This window comes from Flavobacterium psychrotrophum, assembly GCF_003403075.1.
GTDB classification, from domain to species: domain Bacteria; phylum Bacteroidota; class Bacteroidia; order Flavobacteriales; family Flavobacteriaceae; genus Flavobacterium; species Flavobacterium psychrotrophum.
In genome coordinates, this window is sequence record NZ_CP031557.1 from 3,188,794 (window position 1) to 3,210,362 (window position 21,569).

Genomic DNA, 21,569 nt, shown 5'->3' on the forward strand with positions numbered 1-21,569 from the left:
TTATGAAAACGAAGACCAGTTATATACTTATACTTTTTGCTTTCTTATTTACAGCATCTGCCTTTGCTCAGGTAAACCGTAGTGTAGCACCGGGTCAATACAGGCGCACCACAGCAAAAGCAAAAGTTGAAAAAGGTAAAAAAATCGACTATATAGACCAGACAACAGAATTCTATGTAACAGAATTTACACTTGATGATTTTCAGGCCGCTGCAGTAAAACAGGTACTTGAAGCAGAACGCAGTAATCTTGATATGCTAAGATATTCTCAGGATATTACTACTGATGAGAAACGCGAGAAAGCAGTTGAAATAACAACACGCATAGACAACAAGATCATGCCGATGCTTAACCCTGATCAGTTAGAAAAATACAAGAAGTTTATAGAAAAACGCAAACAGTAAGTTTCTATATCACAATACTAAAAGCCCGTATTCGCGTAACGTGTTTACGGGTTTACTATACCAGAGCAACTCAAAATCTTCAAGATTTTCTGCACTTTCATAATCCTGCTTTACCTGCGCAAAAGTCATTGGCTTTTCAGAAGCCGCAATTTTAACCAGTAAACCGGCAAGCCACTCCCCCTGCTCTTTTGATGTTTGTATGCTAAAGCTTTCTTTTTTATCATGAAAAGTAAGCGAAGCCGTTTCAAACGTGCGTCCCTTTTTACTTTTGGTAAAATATTCAGCTATTGGCACACTTCCCGTCCATACAATCTTAGCGGTAGGCTTTACATTAAAGCTTTCATCTTCGTGCAATACGTTAGAAATATAGTCGTGCGGAATCTTAGTCCTTGGCACTTTAAACTCAAACCAGTCCTGTAACTGAAAATCAAAGCAAACACCATGCATAAAATTAAACAGCGACTTTTTTAAGCCAAAGCTAAATTTATCATGGTTGGTTCCGGTTTTATCGGTAAACATAATATCGTTATTGGCAAAGCTGCCTACAATATCACTATCCTTAACTACGCTAAATTTTTCGGGTTCAATACCCACGGGGCTGTGCGCCGTCATGGCAAACTGGTGCCAAAAACCGCTTTGCAGTATCCCGGTTTCAAACATCTGGCGCACCATTTCGAGAGAGTCAATTGTTTCCTGAGCTGTTTGTGTCGGGAAACCATACATCAGGTATGCGTGCACCATAATACCCGCCTGGGTAAAGTTACGTGTTACCCGAGCTACCTGTGCTACTGTAACACCTTTCTGGATCAGGTCTAAAAGCCTGTCGCTCGCCACTTCCAGCCCGCCTGAAACAGCAATACAACCCGAAAGTTTAAACAGGCGGCAAAGATCTGCCGTAAAGCTCTTTTCAAACCTGATGTTCGTCCACCAGGTTACAGCCAGGTTGCGACGCAAAATTTCGAGAGCCACTTCGCGCATAAGCGCAGGTGGGGCAGCTTCATCTACAAAGTGGAAACCATTTTGGCCTGTTTGCAAAATAAGGTCTTCCATACGGTCTACCAGCATTTTTGCAGCCACAGGTTCATATACCTTAATATAATCGAGTGATATATCGCAAAACGTACATTTACCCCAGTAGCAACCATGTGCCATGGTAAGCTTATTCCAGCGCCCATCGCTCCACATACGGTGCATTGGGTTTACAACTTCTATAACCGAAATATATTTATCGAGCAATAGTCCACCATAATCGGGCGTACCTACTTCACTTTGTTTATAATCACGGCAGGTGGCAGTATTTATGTACTGCACCTTATCGTCTAACAATACAAAAGTGCGCTTAAGCTGCCGAATATCTCGAATACCATCAATATGTTCAATAATGCACTCTAATGGCGCTTCACCATCATCAAGCATAATGTAATCAAAAAACTCCATTACCCGTACATCGCTAAGCGAGCGTAGTTCGGTGTTCGGGAAGCCCCCACCCATAGCCGTTTTAATCTCAGGAAAATTTTTCTTGATGTACTGCGCACTACGAAACGCTGCATACAAATTACCAGGAAAGGGCACCGAAAAGCCTGCAAGTTGCGGATTGGTTTCCCAAACGCGCTCGTGCAGCAGTTCTATTAATATCTTATCAATATACGTGTAAGGCTGCTGCAGTGCATCGTACAATTCATCAAATGAGTTTGCCGAACGCCCAAGCCTTTCTGCATAGCGGCTAAAGCCAAAGTGCGGGTCAATACACTCCACGATAAGATCTGATATATCTTCCAAATATAGAGTTGCCAAATGCTTCGCTTTATCCTGCGTACCCATGGTGCCGAATGCCCAGTCCAGTTCTTCAAGCTGTGCAAATCGCGAAGCCTCGGGAAGGAAATCTTCACTACATATCAGGTGGCTTAGCGTAGGGTTTTTACCCTGTAGGAACAGGATAACAGGGTCGATGGTTTTAAGGTAATCAGATTTAAGGGCAAGAATACGCTGGCAATTAGTTGACAGTTGCCGGTTGCCGGTTGCCTCAATATGGGTAAACATTTCGGTTAGCCCCTGTTTAGAAAACAGCCTCAATATCACTTCAATACCAAGGTCAGCCTGTACAGATGTGATGCCTTTAGTATTCAAAAAACCTTTAATATAAGCCGTTGCCGGATAGGGTGTATTCAGCTGGGTAAAAGGTGGCATTATCAAGAGGGCTTTGGTACTCAAAACTATAGGGGTTTAAGGGTGCAAAAGTAGTTATAATTTAGAAATTGTGGGTATTAATGTTGTGAGAGGGTTTTTGGTATATTTGGGGAAACCAACAATTATGAAACATTTATTCTCGCTATTTCTATTTACAACAATAAGTTGTTTTGCTCAAAAACCAATTAAAGATACTATTTATGGCCCGGTTAAAACGGTGTATGAAAAAATGATAATTACAGATACTGCCCCTAAAAATCCTGATGATATATACTATGATGATTATGGCGAATTTGGATTTATGGGTAGGTAGATTACACTCCGCTTAAAGAGCAAGGATTGGAACGAAACACGTTTTGCTTCGTATGTAAATTTTTATCAGGAGTATGACACCTTAAAAAGGGTTACACATGAAACCTGGTACTATAAAGATGGCAATATTGCAACAGATTATGAACTTAAATATGACAATTCGAATCATCTTATCGAACAAAGAGAAAAAGACTCTGAACATAATTTAAAAGGCATTAAAATATGGACATATGACAACAAAAATCGCCTTATCTCTAAAACAAATTTACACATAGGTGATTACAGTGGTTTTAAAAATGAAGGATTTCGATATGATGATAATGACAATCTTATAGAGGAAACTCATTTGACAGATGATGGAAGAAAATCAGTGCTTACACATGATTATAAAAACAAAAAACGAATATCCAGCTATTATTGCACTGATGATTTAATTCAAAACCAAAACAGATACAGTCCAAAGTTGCGTTACGTATATAAATATGATTTGAATGGAAATAAGATTGAAATTATAGATTTTTTTGACTATTCTACCCAACAAACACAAGAACTTTTGTGTAGGCTTCCCTTTTTTAGTACGATTTAAAAGTATAAAAAATACTGTTATTTCCAATCTTATGTTTCTAACAGTTGATGGGCTGAGTGTAGTGAAGGCGTAGCCGTAGCGGAACGAAGCCCATCAACTGTATTGTTTTTTATTCTATAGGCGCTCGGGCTGATTCCCCCCAGGGCATCATGAGGCCGGTGGTTGTTATAGTCCTCCACCCATTGGTGGCTGATATCCCTTACCTCATCGATACTCTCAAAAAGATGTGCATCCAGCACATGCTCCCTGTAGGTTTATTGAAGCGTTCTATAAGGGCGTTCTGTGTAGGTTTCCCAGGCTGGGTATACTTAAACTCAATATCCATTATAGCACTCCATTCCTGAGCCAATTTAGCAACAAATTCCGGCCCGTTGTCCATTCGTATCCGTTTTGGCTTGCCATGCCGGTTTGTGAGGTGTTTTAAAACCCATATTATGCGGCTGCTCTTCAAAGAATAATCTGTCTCAATAAACAAAACTTCCCTGTTATAGTCATCAATTACATTAAAGCTGCGGAACTTCCTGCCGCCCATCAGGCTGTCGCTCATAAAGTCGATGCTCCAGGTGTGGGTAAAGCTCTCAGGTATAACTATAGCTTCCTTAACCCTTGCAGGCAGGCGTTTCTTTACCTTCCTGCGTAACGGAAGCCCAAGTTGCTTATACACCCTGTGCAGGCGTTTATGGTTTACCTTATCACCACCATTGCGCAGGCGGTAATAGCACTTCCAAAAGCCTTCGCGGGGATGGTCTTTTGCAAAGCCTTCAAGGCGTTCAATAAGACCTGTATCATTTTTTACCGAGAGGTACGATAAACTGCTCCGGCTGGTCTGTAAGAGACGGCAAGCCTTGCTTTTGCCGTTAGGGTAAACACAAGCCAGGTCGGTTACAATGGTTCTTTTATGGCAAGGCTTTAAAGCTTTTTTTCGATGATATATTTTGCCATGTCCAGTTCAAGGGCAAGGTCGGCATACATACGCTTAAGCTTGGCATTTTCCTCTTCAAGGGCTTTTAACCGCTTAAGTTCGCTGGCTTCCATACCGCCATAACGCTGCCGCCATTTATAAAAAGTAGCTTTGCTGACTCCATGCTCACGGCTTATGGTATCAACATCTTTGCCCGATTCAAACTCTTTGAGGATCTTGGCGATCTGGGTGGGATTAAATTTACTAGTCTTCATAATTACAGTTTAAAGTTAATAAAAATTCTACTTTTAAACTGTACTATTTTTGGGGGAGCTTACAACACTTTCATTTAGTACGCTGCTAAAATATGATGAAAGGAATAATCTTACAAACAGTCACGCTGTTGGCGGGATGAACTTTGAAAGAGAATATGCCTACAACAAGTCAAATCAACTTATTTTATCTGTCCATAAAGCACAAGGTCAAATCACCGAAAGAACTGAGTATTTTTATGAGAACGACCATTTATCAAGACTAATCTCTAACGATAATGGAAAAAAACACAAGGTCACTTTTCTTTATAAATTTGACCATTATAATAATTGGGTAGAACAAGAAAAAATTATAAATGGTAAAATATTTATTAGGCGGAGAATAATAACTTATTATTAAGCCCTATTTAGCTTCATCAAACGGTAAATATTCACAACCAAGGTATAATACATCTTAACTTTAGATATATAACAACTGCACTTCTTTCCATAGAAAACCATCAATACATCAATTTTCCCTACCTTTGCACAAAACAAATAAACAATGCCGTCAGACTGCATCAGTTACCAAAACTCAGGATATTTCACACCGTTAATGGTCGATTACCTTAACCAAAAGGACACCCTGAAACCGCTGTATAACCGCTTCCCTACCCTTGAGAATTTTAAAAATCAGATAGCAGAGAAACAGCAAAACTATCCTGAACAGTCGCGTGCAATACTCGCTGATGCCTTAGTTGCGCAGTACAAGAACGTTGAAAAGTTTTACATAAGCACAGAGCATAACATAAACCTGTTACGGCAAAACAATACCTTTACCGTAACCACAGGCCACCAGCTCAACCTGTTTACAGGCCCGCTATATTTCCTCTATAAAATAGTATCGGCCATTAACCTGGCAAAGCAGCTTAAAGAAACGTATCCGGACTATAACTTTGTACCCATCTACTGGATGGCAACCGAAGACCACGATTTTGATGAGATTAATTACTTTAACTTCCGTGACAAAAAAATAAAGTGGAACCGTGAGAGCACCGGTCCCGTAGGCAGGCTATCTACCGATGGACTTGATGCCGTACTAAAAGCCTTTGCTGTAGAACTCGGCCCCGGCGATAATGCAAAATGGCTTACATCCCTTTTTGAAGATGCTTATCTTAAACACGACAACCTTACATCTGCTACCCGATTTTTAGCCAATAGGTTCTTTGGTAAACACGGCCTCGTAATTGTAGATGGTGATGATGCGGAACTAAAAAGCCTTTTCAAACCCTATGTTAAAGAAGAGCTGCTAAAGCAAACCAGCCATCATAAAGTGGCAGAGACTACTCCCCTGCTTTCTGACTATAACGTGCAGGTAAACCCACGCGAAATCAACCTGTTTTATATTGAAGACAACTTACGTGAACGTATTATCCTACAAGATAAAACCTACTTTGTAAACAATACAGATATTACCTTTAGCGAAAGCGAAATATTATCTGAACTTGAAAACCATCCCGAAAAGTTTAGCCCTAACGTTATCATGCGTCCGCTTTATGAGGAGGTAATATTGCCCAACCTTTGCTATATAGGTGGTGGTGGCGAACTGGCGTATTGGCTGGAACTAAAAAGCTTCTTCGAGTCGCAAAACGTTACATTCCCTATGCTGCTGTTGCGTAACTCAGCCTTGATTGCTACTCAGAAACAAGCCGATAAACTCGACAGGCTGCAACTTACCTGGGCAGATGCCTTTAGTAAACAACACGACCTGCTCAATAAAAAAGTGCAGGGCTTCTCTAAATTCCAACTTGATTTTACCGAACAGAAGGAATTCCTGAAGCAACAATTTGAAAAGCTTTCTGCCATAGCCCAAAAAACGGACATTACCTTTACAGGTGCCGTAAAAGCACAGGAGCTAAAACAAATCAAGGGCCTTGAAAATTTAGAAAAAAAACTACTTCGTGCAGAAAAGCGCCAACATCATGATGCACTGGAACGTATAGCTGCCGTGCAGAACGAACTGTTTCCGCACCACAGCCTGCAGGAACGCCGCAATAACTTCTCAGAATTTTATCTTGCTTACGACGGGAGGCTTGTCGACGAACTATTCAGGCAACTAAAGCCACTTGAGCAGGAGTTTAATGTAATTATTCTCTGATTAGTCTTAAAATCATCGATATAAAATCAAAAATAATAAATAGAAAACCGCTACTTTTGCGTAAAATTTAAAAACACTATGGCAACAAACAGAACCTTTACCATGATTAAGCCGGACGCCGTTGAAAAAGGGCACATCGGTGGTATCCTTAACATGATAACCGAAGCTGGTTTCAAAATCGTTTCTCTTAAACTTACACAACTTACTGTAGCAGATGCACAGGCGTTTTATGCTGTACACAGCGAAAGGCCTTTCTACGGCGAACTTGTAAGCTTTATGTCTCGCGGCCCTATCGTTGCAGCCATTCTTGAAAAAGAAAATGCTGTGGCTGATTTCCGTACGCTTATTGGCGCTACAAACCCTGCTGATGCTGCCGAAGGTACTATCCGTAAAAAATATGCTACATCAATGGGCGAAAATGCCGTTCACGGTTCAGACAGCGATGAGAATGCAGCTATCGAAGGCGCTTTCCATTTTTCAGGACGCGAGCAGTTTTAATTGCTTACCACATATACATTATAAACCACGTTTCGGCGTGGTTTTTTTATGCCCTAAATTATGATGAACCCAAAAAACATATACTTCAGATTTTAATTTACAGCCCATCGTTAGCGCATTGCATGCGTCCATGTTCCCGCCATTGCCTTTATCTTTCCGCTACGCTACAAGGATACCGGCGCTGTCAGGGCTAAGAACAATCTAAGCGCACCGCAGCAGCTTTTAGCAATAGTGTCCAGTTGTTCTAATAGAAACTTACCTATAAAAACAACCCGGGCAGCCATATGGCTGCCCGGGTTTTCTTTTTGTGGTTTGTATTCAGTTTAGTGAAGCTACTGCTTACTGCTACTGAACACTGCGCTAATTGTTGTTTATCGCTTCATCGCAAAGTGCGCCTTAAAGGTCCTTGCATGGCCGTTCTCGTTGAACTCAACCGTAAACCAGTAGTCGTCTGACGGTAACGGGTTACCGTTGTAGGTACCGTCCCACCCCTGGCCTTTGTCGGTCCTGCTGTCAGGGCTCAGCTGTTTGATCAGCTTGCCGTAACGGTCAAAGATAAAGATCCTTGCACCCGTGCCCTGAAGACCGATGATGTTCCAGTAGTCGTTGATGCCATCGCCGTTTGGTGTGAAGTATTTAGGGTAGTCCACTACGCTTACACCCGGGATCCTTAGCATGTCACATGGGTTGATCTCAAGGGTGTTCGCATCACGAACGTATACCGTAAAGAAGCCCAGCGGTACATTAGTAAATACATTCGAGTTCTGCCATGGGCCCAGTGGCGTGGCATTGCCGTCTGCATCTTCAGGGGCAAGGCTGTACTGGTAGTCGCCATAGCCCTGTACAAGTACCGTTACCGTCTGGTTGTCCCCAAAGGCGTTGCTTACCACATAACCTGTATTAATGATTTCCGCCGGCCCTGAAAGGAATACTTCAAACGGTGCCACTGCATCTGAGATACAGCTGTCTGCATTCCATACTTCTACCGTGTAAAGGCCTTCTTCGGTTGCTGTGTACCTTTCTGAGGTGCCGTTCGTGGTTACTGCCGTACCGTTAAGGTACCACTGGTAGGTGTTGCCTGCCGTGGTGTCGCCTGCATGCAGGTACACCGGTTTGTTTACGTTGCCACTGCTGTATTCCACACACAAGGTATCATCGTTGTCTTCACTGGTAATGTTTGGTGTTGGCAGCAAGCTTACCCTGATGTTAAAGCTTGTTACTGCATAGCATGGTGAGAACGTGCTGGTGTTGGTTACCCTTACCCAGATCGTCTGCCCAAGGTATACCGTATTGGTAAACGCTGCAGGCGTTGCTATATACTCCGCTGCCGTGATATCGCCTGCCTCGGCTGCTGCCTGGCTGGTGTAGTAGCCCAGTGTATATTGTGCAGGGTTCTGGGTGCCCAGTACTTCTGCTCCTGCTGGGGTAAGGTCAAAGGCCGTAAAGCCGTCGTTTGTACCGTCATAGTCACATTCCACCATTGGGCTGTTAGCCGGGCTTGTAACAGGGTTGGCTACAGCTGCCTGCTCTGCATAAAGCTCAAGTGTTGTCAGTATCTCACAACGGGTTGTGTTGTCTGTTACATGTACCAGGATCTGCTGGTGCCCTGCCGTTACGTTGGTATAGTTGTGCGGCAATGCCGTACCTGCCGTATAGGCAGCCATGTCTTTATAGAACCTGATTGCATAATCGGTAGGGTTTACACCTGCAGTGGTTAGCAGGTCGGTTATATGACCGATTAGGTTGAACGTCTCAAAGCCGGTCGTCGGGTCGTTACAGATCGCATACAATGGTACTACGCCGGTGCTGTCATATACCGGTGGCAGTGGGTTTACGATAAGCGGTAAGGCTACAACTTCTGCACAGCCCGGTGCGCCCGGCTGGGTATCGGTACGCGTTACACGTACATATACCGTATCGTTCCATGGGGTTACACTCGTATACGCTGTTGGGGTACCGATGTATTCTGCAGCGGTAATGTCGCCTGCTTCGGCGGCGGCTTCTGTGGTATAGTAGGCCACCTGGCTCTGGGTATCCCCGCCCAGTATGTTGCGTTTGGCAAGGTCAAGGTTAAACACCTCGATACCGTCGCCAAGGTTGGCATCATTCGTATCGCAAAGCTCCAGTGGTGTTGGCGCTATGTTTGGCGTTGGCCTTGGCACTACCCTTAGCGTTACGCTGCTGTAGCTCTCACAACCCTGTGGCGTGGTAACACGTACAAACACCGTTTGCGGGTTTGAGGTATTGGTATAAGCGCTTGCAGGGCTGATCAGGCTGGTATAGGCACTGTCTTCAAAGTATTCTACGATGTTACTTTCCCCGATGCCGGTTGGCGTCAGGATGTAGTCGTTCATTGCCGTAAGGTCAAAGGCGGTCTTGCCGTCGTTTGGAAGGGCCTCGTCACACAGCATCAGCACCGTTGGGGTGGCAAGCTCTTGTGGCGCATTGACATGCAGCTCAAAGCTGCTTACCTGGTAGCAGTCCGTGCCCGGTACACTTACCCTTACCCATACCTGCTCGCCGTCGGTGCCGCGGTAGCTCTGTGGTGTGGTGATGCGTGGTGCTCCGGCCTGGGCATTCACCTCACTGGTAAAATACTCGATCGTGTAGCTGCCCGGGGCAACTCCGGTCTGGGTGTATACTTCAGCATCTTTTTGAGTCAGGTCAAATACCCTCCTGTGGTCGGTATTGTCGCTGTCTTCATCATCACAGTCCGTCAGGTCGGTTAGCGTTACTGCTATCGGCGCACGGGTAATGATGATCGTGATCGGGTAGACTATAGAGCGGCATCCTGTTACCGTATTGGTAGCAACCACATAAAGTACCTGGCTGCCCGGTGTTACGTTCTCATAGTCGGATGTGTTCAATATAGGGTTGTTGCCCCTTTCTGCATCATCCTGTGTGCGGTAGAAGGCTACTGTTAAGCCTACACCATTGTTGACCATGTTCGCTACAAGCGCGTCCAGGTCAATATTACCATAGCCTGAGCCGTTGGTATCGCATATGGTCAGTTCATCCAGCGTTGGGCTTACCAGTACCGGAAGTGGCTCTACACGGATGTCCAATAGTACGATACGGTAGCAGCCCGTTACATTATCGGTTACCCTTACAAAGATGGGCTGTACCGCAGGGGAGCCGGTATTTTCATACGTCTCAGGGTTAGGGATTGCTCCGGTACCTGATTCTGCATCCGCAAGGTTCGTGTGGAACGTGGTGGTTAAACCGTTTACGCCTCCTGTGATCTCGTCTGTCTTAGCGGTAAGGTCAAATTCCTCGACCTCATCGCCGGAGTTATGCTCGTCACAAAGTACCAGCGGTGTTGGGTTCGTTACTACCGGTAGTGGGTTTACTACAAGGTTTAGTGGTACAATGTCGTAACAGCCCGTAGCGTTGTTCGTTACCCTGATGTATACTGTAGCTGTGGCTGACGTATGTGTGCCCGGGGTAGCGATAGCAGGCGTGCCTAGCTGTGCGCTGCTAAGGCCGGTATGGTACGTTACTGTAAACTGGGCAGGGTTCATCGTGTTCAGCACGATAGCCTGGTAGCTGGTAAGGTCAAAGATCGCCTGCCCGTCGGTATCGCTGGCACCGTTGTCGCAAAGCGCATAGTCCTCAAGTGGGTCTGTCGCTTCCGGTACGGGGTGCACCACAAGGCGTAGCGGTACTACGTCAAAACATGAGGTAGTGGCTGAGTTTACACGGATGTAAAGCGTCTGGATGCCTCCCGTGGTCTGTGCCTCGATGTTTGTATAGTCATTCAGGTGCGTAGTGATCGGGTTGGTCCCGTTCTGGTAGTTTGCATCCGCTGACGTCTCATGGATCGTAAGGGTTACCGTACCTCCCATTGCCGCCTGGATCTCATCCAGTGCATCCTGAAGGTTGAACGTAGTTACATTATCGTTGTTGAAGTCACATTCTTCAAGGTCGGTTGGGTTTGGTGCGATAGGCGCCGGTTGTACTTCCAGTTGGGCCGGTGCAACAACGCTACAGCCCGTAGCCGTATTGGTTACCAAGGCATAGATCGTTTTGTTTACCGAAAGGTACGGGTTGACCGTAATGAAGTTCGCATTGCCAGGTACCGCATCGGCCTGGTTTTCATAGTACAGTGCCGTATAACCGGCCTGCCCGCCCATCATTACAGGGTCTAACCTGTCAAAATAGAACAAGCCTTCACCCGGGGTTTCTTCACACGCGTAGAAAATTGGGCTGCTTAAATCCGCTAATGGTAGCGGGTTAACGATCAGGGTAAAACTCCCTACATCATAACAGCCGTGTATTGTTTCTACTCTAACCCATACCTGTTGCCTGTCACGGGTTTCATTCTGGTAGCTCGCAGGTGAGATGATCGCATTCTGGTCAAGCTGCGCATCGCTGTTGCTCCTGTAGTAGGTTACAACGTCCGTAGGGTCGCTCGTAGCCTGCGTATTACGGCTCGTAAGGTCAAACACTTCCTTGCCGTCTAATGCAGGGGCAGTGTCGTCGCAAAGTACTATATCCTGGATTGGGTTGATCACCGGGCGTGGGTTTACCGTCAGGATTACCTGCCCTACCGAATAACAGTTGCCTGTCACTCCTGTGGCTACTACCCTGATGTACACCGTGCCACCTGTGCTGCTGTAGGTACCCGGGCTGCTGATCTGGCCTGCTGTACCGCCTGCATCGGCGAAGGCCTGGCTAGTGTAAAAGGTAGCTGTATAGCCTGCCTGGTTGTTGACAACCGCGGCACCCGCAGGAATAAGGTTGAACGTGCCGGAGCCTGTCCTGCCGTCTTCGCAGACATCTAGGCCTGCAACGGGGCTTAGCGTTGGGCTTGACAGTGCCTGCAATTGTAATGGTGTTACAACATAACAGTTTGTGGTAGCATCCTGCACACGGGCATAGATTGTTGTGGTAGCGCTATAGTAGCTGTTGGAAAGCTCGGTACCTGTAGCTCCGCCCTCTGCAAGCAGTTGCGTGGCGTAGTAGCGTACTGTGTAGCCTGTATTATTATTGGTTATCTCGTTGTTTTTTACAGATAGCGTAAAGGTAGCCTTACCCGTGCCGTCATCACATAATGAATACGGCGTAATCGCCGGGTTGACCACCGGAAGCGGGTTGACGATAAGGCTGAAAGAGCCTGTACTGTAGCAGCCTTGTGCATTTTGCACGCGCACCCATACTATCTGTGGTGAACTTGTATTGTTATAGGTAGCAGTACCCACAAGTGGTGTGGTGCCGGCTTCAGCATCCGGTTGGCTCGCGTAGTAGCTTACCGTGAGCCCGCTTACACCTGCCGTGGCTTCCGCGTCTTTCGTGGTCAGGTCAAACGTGGCTACATTGCCCGTTGTTGCCGGGTCATCGCACAATATATAGTTTTGTACGACAGGGATCGCAGGCCTTGGGTTTACCGTTAGCTGTACCTGCGTTACCCCGTAGCAGTTGGTACTGTTCGCCGCGTCTATAACACGGATGTAAACCGTCTGGGTGGCCGATGGGTAGGCTCCCGGGGCTGATGGCGTAATTACATCGGTATTGGTTTGTGCGCCGTTAAGGCTGCTGTGGTAGCTTACCGTATAGCCTGTCTGACCGTTTAGTGCCTGGGTAGCTGCCGTGGTTAAATTGAAGACCGCAATGCCATCATAATCGTCATCGCAAAGCGTTTGTGCTGTTGGTGCTGTTAATACAGGGGCTGCATCGATGGTGATCGTTGCCGAATCTGTACCTCCTATAATACAGTTACCAGGGTCAGGGGCTATCGTATAGGTTACCGTATAGCTGCCCGGCGTGCTTGTTGACGGGGTAATCGCGCCTGTTGTGGCATTAATCGTAAGGCCTGTGCCTGCCGTGAAGGTTCCGCCTGTTGTAAAGCCCGTAGCAGGTGTTGGTAACACATCTGCAGTGGCCGAAACACACGCATTAGATGGCAATGTGAAACTCGTAACAGGTGCCTGGCCTGTACCCACGGTGACAGTAAGAGCGGTCGGTACACCCTCACAGCCTGCTGCATTTATCTGTGCCACATAATATGTAAATATGCCTGCCAAACTCGTATCCGGAGTAATACTTGGATAACTGTTGCCTCCTCCATCATACCAAACCAGTGTATTACCAGTGTCTACACTAGCCGTCAAAGGAACAGCCGTCTGGTGCTGGCAATAGGAAACGTTTGGCGCTACAGGCGAAGCAGGTTCTTCTCCTGTATAGTAAATCTCCGTAGTATCTGAACACCCAGGGGTACCCCAATCAAAATAATATGTACCCTGAACTGTAAAGCCAGATACTGTAGTACGCTGTGCACTGGCATTTGCAATAGTTACAGGGCCGGGATTAGTAGAATGTGCTGTCCATGAACCAAATCCGTCTGCTGCTATAGTAGCTATAGACTGTCCGCAGTTTAGATAAACATCTGAACTAACAATCCTGTTTGTTGCCGTGAATTTTACGTCATCAAGAAAGTTACCTACAGTAGGATTATTATTAGCCGTAGAAACCGCCTCAAACAAAAACCTTGTTATCGGCTGGTTTGCCGGTACTGTATAAACAATTTCGCCTGCTTCTCCATACCTTATCCAGTTTACATTTCCTGTCTGAGCAGTCGCAATGATTACAAAAGGCCCTTCTGGCGGACCTGCCTTAAGTACGCATTTATCAACCCCACTCCTGCCGCGGTGAGCAAATGAACATCGGAATGTAACCGGCTGAGGAGTATTAAATTCCTGATAAAGTGTAGAAAAGCTTTCAGCATTTAATTCTGCAAACCAGTTTCCTTCGGCAGAATTCCCTTCATTACCTCCGGTAGGCCATAATTCAATAAGGTTATCTCCAGCGGTTGTTTTCCAACCCTGCACAACATACTGAGAAAGAGTTGTATTATTACGTCCTCCAAGATTTAGATTAGGACTTTCAAAACCTGAATTTATTGTATTCATTACACACCCAGATGGTTGCACTGGTGTATTTACACAAATTGAAAATGATGTATTAAGGTTTGGATTAGCATTGTTTAATGTTAGCCTCACATAATATTCATTACCTACCGTAAGACCCTGACCGGTTATAATGTTATTTACGCTACAATACAGCGGTGTACCTAAACTACCACAAGTACCGCTATATAAAGTAATAACTACATTTTGAGCAAGAGTACATGTAGGACAACCATACCAACCCTGAGGAGCAAATCCTGACAAAGAAACAGTATGATGATCAGCTGTTGCGGTAAATTTATACCATACGTCGGGTCCGTTAATTCCTGTACATGCCGCAACGGTAGAAGCCGTAGCTGTACTAAAAGATACTGAAGTAGTATTATTACAGGCCGCTGAATTATTAACCGGTAAATTTATAGCACCACTACAATTATCATTAACCGGTGCGTAAGCAGATGCTTTGGCTGGCGGATTTTTAGCAAATACCGTAAAGCACTGCGAAAGTGCAATCAAAGCAAACAATAAGGTAATCTTTTTCATTCAATTGGCAAATTAAGGCTCTAAAATTATGTTAATTCATGTGAATAAACAAACTGATAACGTTCTCAAAACAATTAATTGCTATTATACCCCACCTAAATCCTGAAAATTAATTAAATATCACATAATACTTTTTACAACATTTTTTTAACACAAAAAATCCCCCACTGCTTAAATGCAATGGAGGGATCTGTTTTTTGGGTATTTAAATTATTTGCAACCGTTTAAAAGACAACCCTCTTAGATACTTTACCTTTTACAGTATTTACCTCTACGATAATTACCTGCTGTGCAATGTTAAGGTTGTTTACCGCTGCTTTGGTATCGTTGATACCATTTGCGCTGTAAAGCTGCCTCCCACGAATATCAAATATGGTAACACCGTTTATAAGGGTACTGCCTGTATTGATGCTTATGGTATTGCCCTGCTTGTAAACGATCACTGTATCAGGGTCAACTGTTGGGTTGTCTGTGCCCAGTGCCGATGTACGGTATACTACTTCGAAACGGCCCTCAAAAGTACCTGCTTCTGATGTAAAGGTATAATCGCGGTCTGAGATATTACGGATAATACCTTCAGCATTGTCTTTAAGGTAAATTACCTGACCTTGTTCAAACACACCTTCGGTATGGTCAAGGCCTACGGTAAATTCTCCTGCCGCCGGTACTGTAAAGCCCATTGGTACAACATCTGTAGCATCAAACTCCGGCCTTGCCTGGATTGCAAGCTGTGCGTTTTCTGCCAGCGAGTATAGCGATACCGTATTAGCATCAGTAAGCTTAAGGCCGTCATAACCATAGTCAAGGCCGGTAGTACCTTCTTCCATGTATGCGATAAGTGCCTGGCTTGCCGTACCGTTTTGTGCCTTCATATTCAGCCACAGTTTAGAAGCTGTGCTTTGCGCTGTCCTGAAGAAGCCTTGTGTGGCTCCCGGTGCTGCACGCCTCATGCTGTTTGTAAAGTTAAGCTGCGGGTTAGTTTGTCCTGTAGCTGTTTTTACAATAAAGCCCTGCCCCTGGCTAATAACCCAGTTGCCTGCGGTGGCATTTGCACCCTGGTAGAAGTTACCAAGGCTTACCGTTGTAGCATCGCCTGGGTTAGCAGTATAACCTGCCTGTGTAAGGGTAGCATATGATGAAGATGCTGCGCTGTTGCGTTTCCTCCACAGGTAAAGGCCTGTAGACGTGTGCAGTTTTCCGCTGTTCGCGGTAAAGAAGTCGGCTACGCTTATTGGCGATGGGTAAGGGTTACCCACAGCGGTAAAGCGGTTGTTATCTGTAGAAAGCGCGATGCTTACATTACCATTGTTTGGCGTACCTGTAAAGGTACCGTCAAAGGCAAAAGAAGTGGTGCCTTCATTAAATCCTGTATGGGTATCTGCATTTGGCATACGGATAAGGTATCCTTTTGCAGCCTCAAAGCTGTGGTCGCCCGGTGTTACTGACCAGTAACCTTCTATCATGGCAGTACCATTGCTGGCATACTTGTACTCATAGAAACGCGTTGCCGACGTTGCAGGAGAGAAGGTAAGCAGGTTTTGTGCTGCCACAGGAGATGACCACATGGTGTAATCTAGCCTGTATAGCGGGTTACTGCTTTTGTGGATGGTAATTTTACCCGCATTGTCGTTAGTAGCTGTAGCGGCACCTTGTAGAAGTGCACCGTTGTTAGCTATGGTAAGGGTACCAGCCGGGTTAACAGAAAGTATGTTGTCTACACTTAGTGTTGCGCCTGTAGCTACGGTTAGCGTTGCACCTGCACCTACAGTAAGGTTATGGGCAAGAGCAGTACCAGTAATTACAGGGTTATTGGCTGTTGAAGGTATTACCACATCGCTGGTAGCTGTTGGTACTACACCTCCACACCAGTTGGCTGTGTTTGTCCATGAGCTGTCTATACCTACCCAGTTAAAGCAAGCCGGAGCAGCCAGGGACCATGCCAGTATAAATTGTCCGTAATCTCCTTCATAACCGTCCTGCACCCAGTATACAACCTGAGATGATCCGGTTGTATTCGTCCAAACCACATTTGCCACATCAGGCTCATCTGCACAGTCAATACTTACCGGTGCATCACAACTTCCGTAGAAAACGGCATATACAGAGTCGTAATCATTAGCGGTCTGTCCTATTGTAAGTGTATATCCCGCAGGTACCGTTATGGTATAAAACGCATCTGGCGAACCATCAAAAGCGTCATCGCAGGCAGGTGTATAATCGTCGTTAAGACCTATCGTTGTACTATAAAGCGGAGACGTAAGTGCATCAAGAGATGTCGCTCCATCACACACATCATTCGCCGGAAGGCCAGCTGTAGTAAAACTATATTCTGCACAACCTGTAGTAGTACCACTATTACTTATTGACATAACCTGCCAGTAATATGTACTGTTATAATCAAAACCAACAATTTCTATTGAAGTACCTGTAACCGTTGCAATCAAATCAAGATCGCCCGGATCTACACCTATGTACACGCCATAAGATGTAGGAGTTCCCCCTGTGGCAGGTACATCCCAATCAAGGGTTACAATACCGTTGACAATGGTTACTGCAGGATCTGTATCCAGCGGATATACAATTGCAGGACATTGTGGAAGCGAGAAGCTATATGGCCCCACCCAAGGGCTGTACAACACTCCCTCCTCACAAATACCTCTTACATAATATTCATAAGAAATACCTGCTGTAGTGGTCGCTGCATAGGTAGTACTTGTAACCACAGTGCCAGAACCTGAAGGAGCACCTGTACCCACTGGCTGTACTACTATTTCCCACGAAGATTCAGCACATCCCTGTGTCCAGGTAAGGTTTGCCGCAGTTTCAGTAACTGTATTTGCAGTAAGCGTATGTGGAGCCGGGCAAGGATCTGCAGCGGTAATTGTTATTACATAATCTTCTGTTTCACCATAACTGTTGCTACCACATGGCGTAACTAACGATCCGGCGGTATCAAACATTGCCCTTACACGAAGCCTGTGCTGCCCAAGTGACGGATTACAGGAAAGTACTATAGGAAAAGAAGCCGATGATCCCACAACGCCAACCTGATTACTACCCAATACCAAGCCGTTAGAATAACCTATACGCTCTGTAGCATTATCAAAAATACCATCATCGTTATAATCAATCCAGGCCGCATAACCCTCGCTATACTGTCCGGCATAAACCGTACATGAATATGACGACCCAGCCTGTAATGTGGTTGTAAGCGCAGGGTTTGTAGTATAATTTGAATAACCCGCTGTACCGGAAGGACAACCTGTACCAGAATTATTATCAAGGGTATTAAGCACAACGCGCGCTATAACATCGCCATCATTACAACCATAAGTAGTAACAGGCCTGCAATATCCTAAAGAAGCTGATGTTGTTGCCCAGGCACTATAGGTATCTTCTCCGCAAAATGCCCTTACGTGCAGATAGTTTGTAGTATCTGTAGTACCTGCAACATTACTAATAGATGTTGCGGTAACCGATGTTCCTGAAGCAGGCGGTGTAGCCGTAGTTGTAAAGGCATACTCAAAAGATATTGGTGTACCTGTAGATACTCCCCAGCTAAGGTTAGCTTCTGTTAAAGAAGTGGGTGTAATAGTAAGGCTAATAGGGGCCGGGCAAGGCGGCGGCGGGGTAAGCGTCCAGGCCAATGTAAACTGTCCCGAAGTACCATTATAGCCATCCTGTACCCAATATACGCTTTGTACACTACCTGTATTGTTTTGCCAGACTACATTGCGGATATCCGGTTCGTCAAAACACGTAATCGCAGTCTGTGTATCGCAATTTCCGTAAAAAACTGACATAACAGAATCGTAATAATTTACTGTTTGCCCAATGGTTAGCGTATACCCTGGTTCTACCGTAATCATATAAAAAGAATCAGGCGCCGTGCCACCACTACATGATGGTGTATAATTATTTGAAAGGCCGGCAGTTGTAGATGATATAGGCGAAGTAAGCCCATCTAAAGATGTTGCTCCAGAGCATATGTCATTAGCCGGTATTAACTGGGTTTTAAACAGCCATTCTGTACAACCTGTAGCCGTTATACCCGATGCAACAGGCACTATACGCCAGTAATACAATGTATCGTACAGAAAACCTGTAAGCTGGATATTTGTTGTGGTAACATTAGAAATAAGGCCAAGCGCTCCACTCGTGGTGCCTGCATACACATTATATGATGTAGGTGCTGTACCTGTAGAGGGAGCCTGCCACTGAAGGTTGATAATACCCCCTTCTACCGCTACCGCACCTTCCTGATCTAACGGGAATATTGGCGCAGGCGAACAATCCGGCGGAATTATTGTAGTAGTAAAAGTATATGGACCTGACCAGTTACTGTACACGGTGCCCGGTGTACAGGCCGCACGCACATAATACTCATAAGCTGTTTGAGGTGTTAAATCTGTAACACTATAACTATGAGCCGTAAGCGGTGTACCCGCCCCAACAGGCGCACCTGTACCGGCTGCCTGAAACACGATTTCCCAATTTGTTTCGGCGCAACCGGTTTGCCAGGAAAGCTGGGCAGCCTGGTAGGTAACCCCTGTAGCAGTAAGTAAAGCCGGAGCCGGGCAGGCATCTGCCGCAGATATAGTAATAACATAATCTTCTATTTCTCCGTACAGGTTATTAGCACACGGTGTAACATTTACACCATCTGTATCAAACATAGCCCTAACCCTAAGTGCATGCGGACCTATGGCAGGATTACAGGAAAGAACTATAGGAAAAGTAGCAGAACTACCCAGTACTCCTACAGCCCCACTACCGTTTACACGCCCATTTGAATATCCTATTCGCTCAGTAGCATTATCAAAAACGCCATCGTCATTATAGTCAATCCACGCAGCATATCCCTCATTATACTGTCCGGCATAAACCGTACAGCCATAAGAAGCTCCTGCCTGTAATGTTGTTGTAAGTGCTGTATTTGTTGTATAATTTGAATAACCTGACGTACCGGAAGGACATCCTGTACCCGAATTATTATCGAGCGTATTAAGCACCACCCGTGCTATCACATCGCCATCTGTACAACCGTATGTTGTTGTAGGGCGGCAGTAACCTAAAAATACCTCGCGGGTAGCCCACGTACTGTTAGACCCATCGCATACACTTCTAACATGCAAATAATTTGTAGCATTAAACTGTGGTAGCGGCACTCCGCTAACTGAAGTTGCAGTTGTAGATGTTCCGGTTGCCGGAGGTGTAGCCGAATTTGTTAGTGCATATTCGTAACTTAACGGAGTTCCACCAGCGGCTGTCCAGCTTATATTAACAGTTGTTATAGAAGAGGCGATTGCACTTGCCGCTAATCCGGTAGGTACAGAACAACTTGGTGGAGGACCCTGACTTAAAGCAATATTATCAAAGACTATATTATAATCACCGGCTGACCATCCAACTAAAAAACGCACATAAGTGACACCGGGAGGTGCTGCAAAAGTAACCGTTTTTGTAGCACAGGCAGTAGCCGGTACGTGTGCAATACCCGTACCCCCTACTGTTTGTACGGTTGTCCATGGACCGGCAACGGCATTTGCATACTGCACGGCAAAACTCCCAAAGTTTGCAGGGGTTCCGGTGGTAGTACCATAATCTAATATTCTGTAGCTATAACTAAATGTAACATCACCTCCATTTGAATTGCCCACAGATGGGGAAGTAAATGTTGCCTGTGGCGCCTGGTTATACAAATTAGTTTTTAACGCTCCCCCAGAACAGGAAAGGCTTGCTGATGCAGATCGTCCCGGTTGATAGCCTCCTACAACAGCCCAGCTTCCTGCATTTGTATCAAATGCCTGCGTATAAGCAATCTGTGCGTACCCATTGATATTTGCTAAAAAGAAAAATATCAACAACAAGCAAGATGTTCCGGCTTTGTTTAATGCCGACCAGTCTTTTGTGTAACCCGTTCGCAACAAGGCATAACGATTTACCGAAGATTTCGTGTAATTTTTTTTCATTCGTTAACTAATTTTGATTATTTGTATTAAAATTAGATATAATTAATACTAATTTAACAAACTAGTTGATTTTTATGATATTACAAATTACACCATGCTGAAAAACATCAAAATTCAATTTACGAGTATTTAGCATATGTTAAAATAACAATTTAACATAAAATTGTTATTTTAAATCAAATTGAAAATATGCTGAAAAAGAAAGAACTACACGTAAAAACCTCAAAAAGATATGTTTACAAACAAAATAAAAATAAAAAGCAGGCTTTGTAATAATAACAAAGCCTGCTTACTTTATAATACGATATTTAATTTAGTACTTTTTACTACATGCCATTCTTGACATGGCCTGCATAAAAGCTTAAAACTGGTTTTTAAGCGCTGCCATCCTAATGGCTACAATTGCTGCTTCTGTACCTTTATTACCATGTTTACCACCGCTGCGGTCTATTGCCTGTTGCAGATTATTATCTGTCAGTACACAAAACACCACCGGCACATCTGTTATTACATTAAGGTCTTTTATGCCCTGCGCCACTGCTTCGCATACAAAGTCAAAATGTTTGGTTTCGCCCTGTATAACACTGCCAATAGCTATTACTGCATCTACCTCCTGGGTCTGGATCATTTTCTTGGAACCGTAGATCAGCTCAAAGCTGCCTGGCACATTCCAGGTTACAATGTTAGCCTCAGCCACACCGTTATCTGTTAAACCTTCGATAGCGCCTTTATAAAGCCCTCCTGTAATGTTTTCGTTCCATTCTGAAACAACAATCCCAAACCGAAGTCCATTCGTGTTTGGGATTGTGTTTTTATCGTAATGTGATAAATTTTTATTTTCTGTTGCCATAG

At 44.9% G+C, this 21,569-nt stretch carries 9 protein-coding genes and 1 pseudogene; 5 read left to right on the forward strand and 5 right to left on the reverse strand.

Annotated features, from left to right (window positions below; translation table 11 throughout):
- Positions 1-2 precede the first annotated feature (2 nt).
- A complete protein-coding gene (locus tag DYH63_RS13750) occupies positions 3-404 on the forward strand; it encodes a hypothetical protein (RefSeq protein ID WP_116789346.1) in 402 nt (133 codons plus the stop codon).
- Positions 405-413: 9 nt separating this feature from the next.
- Here the strand turns inward: DYH63_RS13750 and DYH63_RS13755 are convergent, their stop codons facing one another.
- Positions 414-2,615 carry a B12-binding domain-containing radical SAM protein gene (locus DYH63_RS13755; protein ID WP_116789347.1) on the reverse strand — a complete coding sequence of 734 codons (2,202 nt, stop codon included), beginning with the start codon at positions 2,613-2,615 and terminating at the stop codon, positions 414-416.
- 100 nt (positions 2,616-2,715) lie between these two features.
- On the opposite strand from DYH63_RS13755, the gene DYH63_RS13760 reads away from it, so the two are divergent.
- On the forward strand, positions 2,716-2,904 hold the full coding sequence (locus tag DYH63_RS13760) for a hypothetical protein (RefSeq protein ID WP_116789348.1): 189 nt from the start codon (positions 2,716-2,718) through the stop codon (positions 2,902-2,904).
- A 614-nt stretch (positions 2,905-3,518) separates the two neighbouring features.
- Here DYH63_RS13760 and DYH63_RS21650 read toward each other — a convergent pair.
- Positions 3,519-4,665, reverse strand: a pseudogene (locus DYH63_RS21650) (IS3 family transposase).
- A 49-nt stretch (positions 4,666-4,714) separates the two neighbouring features.
- Between DYH63_RS21650 and DYH63_RS13780 the strand changes: the two are divergent.
- From DYH63_RS13780 to DYH63_RS13790, 3 genes are all read left to right on the forward strand, one after another.
- Positions 4,715-5,062, forward strand: a complete 348-nt coding sequence (locus tag DYH63_RS13780; RefSeq protein WP_116789351.1) for a hypothetical protein — start codon at positions 4,715-4,717, stop codon at positions 5,060-5,062.
- A gap of 144 nt (positions 5,063-5,206) precedes the next feature.
- On the forward strand, positions 5,207-6,799 hold the full coding sequence (gene bshC, locus DYH63_RS13785) for a bacillithiol biosynthesis cysteine-adding enzyme BshC (protein ID WP_116789352.1): 1,593 nt from the start codon (positions 5,207-5,209) through the stop codon (positions 6,797-6,799).
- Between the two features lie 78 nt (positions 6,800-6,877).
- On the forward strand, positions 6,878-7,297 hold the full coding sequence (locus DYH63_RS13790) for a nucleoside-diphosphate kinase (RefSeq protein WP_116789353.1): 420 nt from the start codon (positions 6,878-6,880) through the stop codon (positions 7,295-7,297).
- 371 nt (positions 7,298-7,668) lie between these two features.
- On the opposite strand, the gene DYH63_RS13795 is transcribed toward DYH63_RS13790, so the two are convergent.
- From DYH63_RS13795 to ribH, 3 genes are all read right to left on the reverse strand, one after another.
- Positions 7,669-14,745: a T9SS type B sorting domain-containing protein gene (locus DYH63_RS13795; RefSeq protein WP_116789354.1), complete on the reverse strand. Its 7,077-nt coding sequence runs from the start codon at positions 14,743-14,745 to the stop codon at positions 7,669-7,671.
- Positions 14,746-14,969: 224 nt separating this feature from the next.
- Positions 14,970-20,717 carry a RemA C-terminal-like gliding motility protein gene (locus DYH63_RS13800; protein WP_116789355.1) on the reverse strand — a complete coding sequence of 1,916 codons (5,748 nt, stop codon included), beginning with the start codon at positions 20,715-20,717 and terminating at the stop codon, positions 14,970-14,972.
- A gap of 361 nt (positions 20,718-21,078) precedes the next feature.
- Positions 21,079-21,567, reverse strand: a complete 489-nt coding sequence (gene ribH, locus DYH63_RS13805) for a 6,7-dimethyl-8-ribityllumazine synthase (protein ID WP_116789356.1) — start codon at positions 21,565-21,567, stop codon at positions 21,079-21,081.
- Positions 21,568-21,569 lie beyond the last annotated feature (2 nt).

Bases quoted from the DNA above. Each gene is read 5' to 3' on its own strand.
- DYH63_RS13750 (WP_116789346.1), top strand. From the start codon at position 3: ATGAAAACGAAGACCAGTTATATACTTATACTTTTTGCTTTCTTATTT.
- DYH63_RS13760 (WP_116789348.1), top strand. From the start codon at position 2,716: ATGAAACATTTATTCTCGCTATTTCTATTTACAACAATAAGTTGTTTT.
- bshC (WP_116789352.1), top strand. From the start codon at position 5,207: ATGCCGTCAGACTGCATCAGTTACCAAAACTCAGGATATTTCACACCG.
- DYH63_RS13790 (WP_116789353.1), top strand. From the start codon at position 6,878: ATGGCAACAAACAGAACCTTTACCATGATTAAGCCGGACGCCGTTGAA.
- DYH63_RS13795 (WP_116789354.1), bottom strand. From the start codon at position 14,745: ATGAAAAAGATTACCTTATTGTTTGCTTTGATTGCACTTTCGCAGTGC.
- DYH63_RS13800 (WP_116789355.1), bottom strand. From the start codon at position 20,717: ATGAAAAAAAATTACACGAAATCTTCGGTAAATCGTTATGCCTTGTTG.
- ribH (WP_116789356.1), bottom strand. From the start codon at position 21,567: ATGGCAACAGAAAATAAAAATTTATCACATTACGATAAAAACACAATC.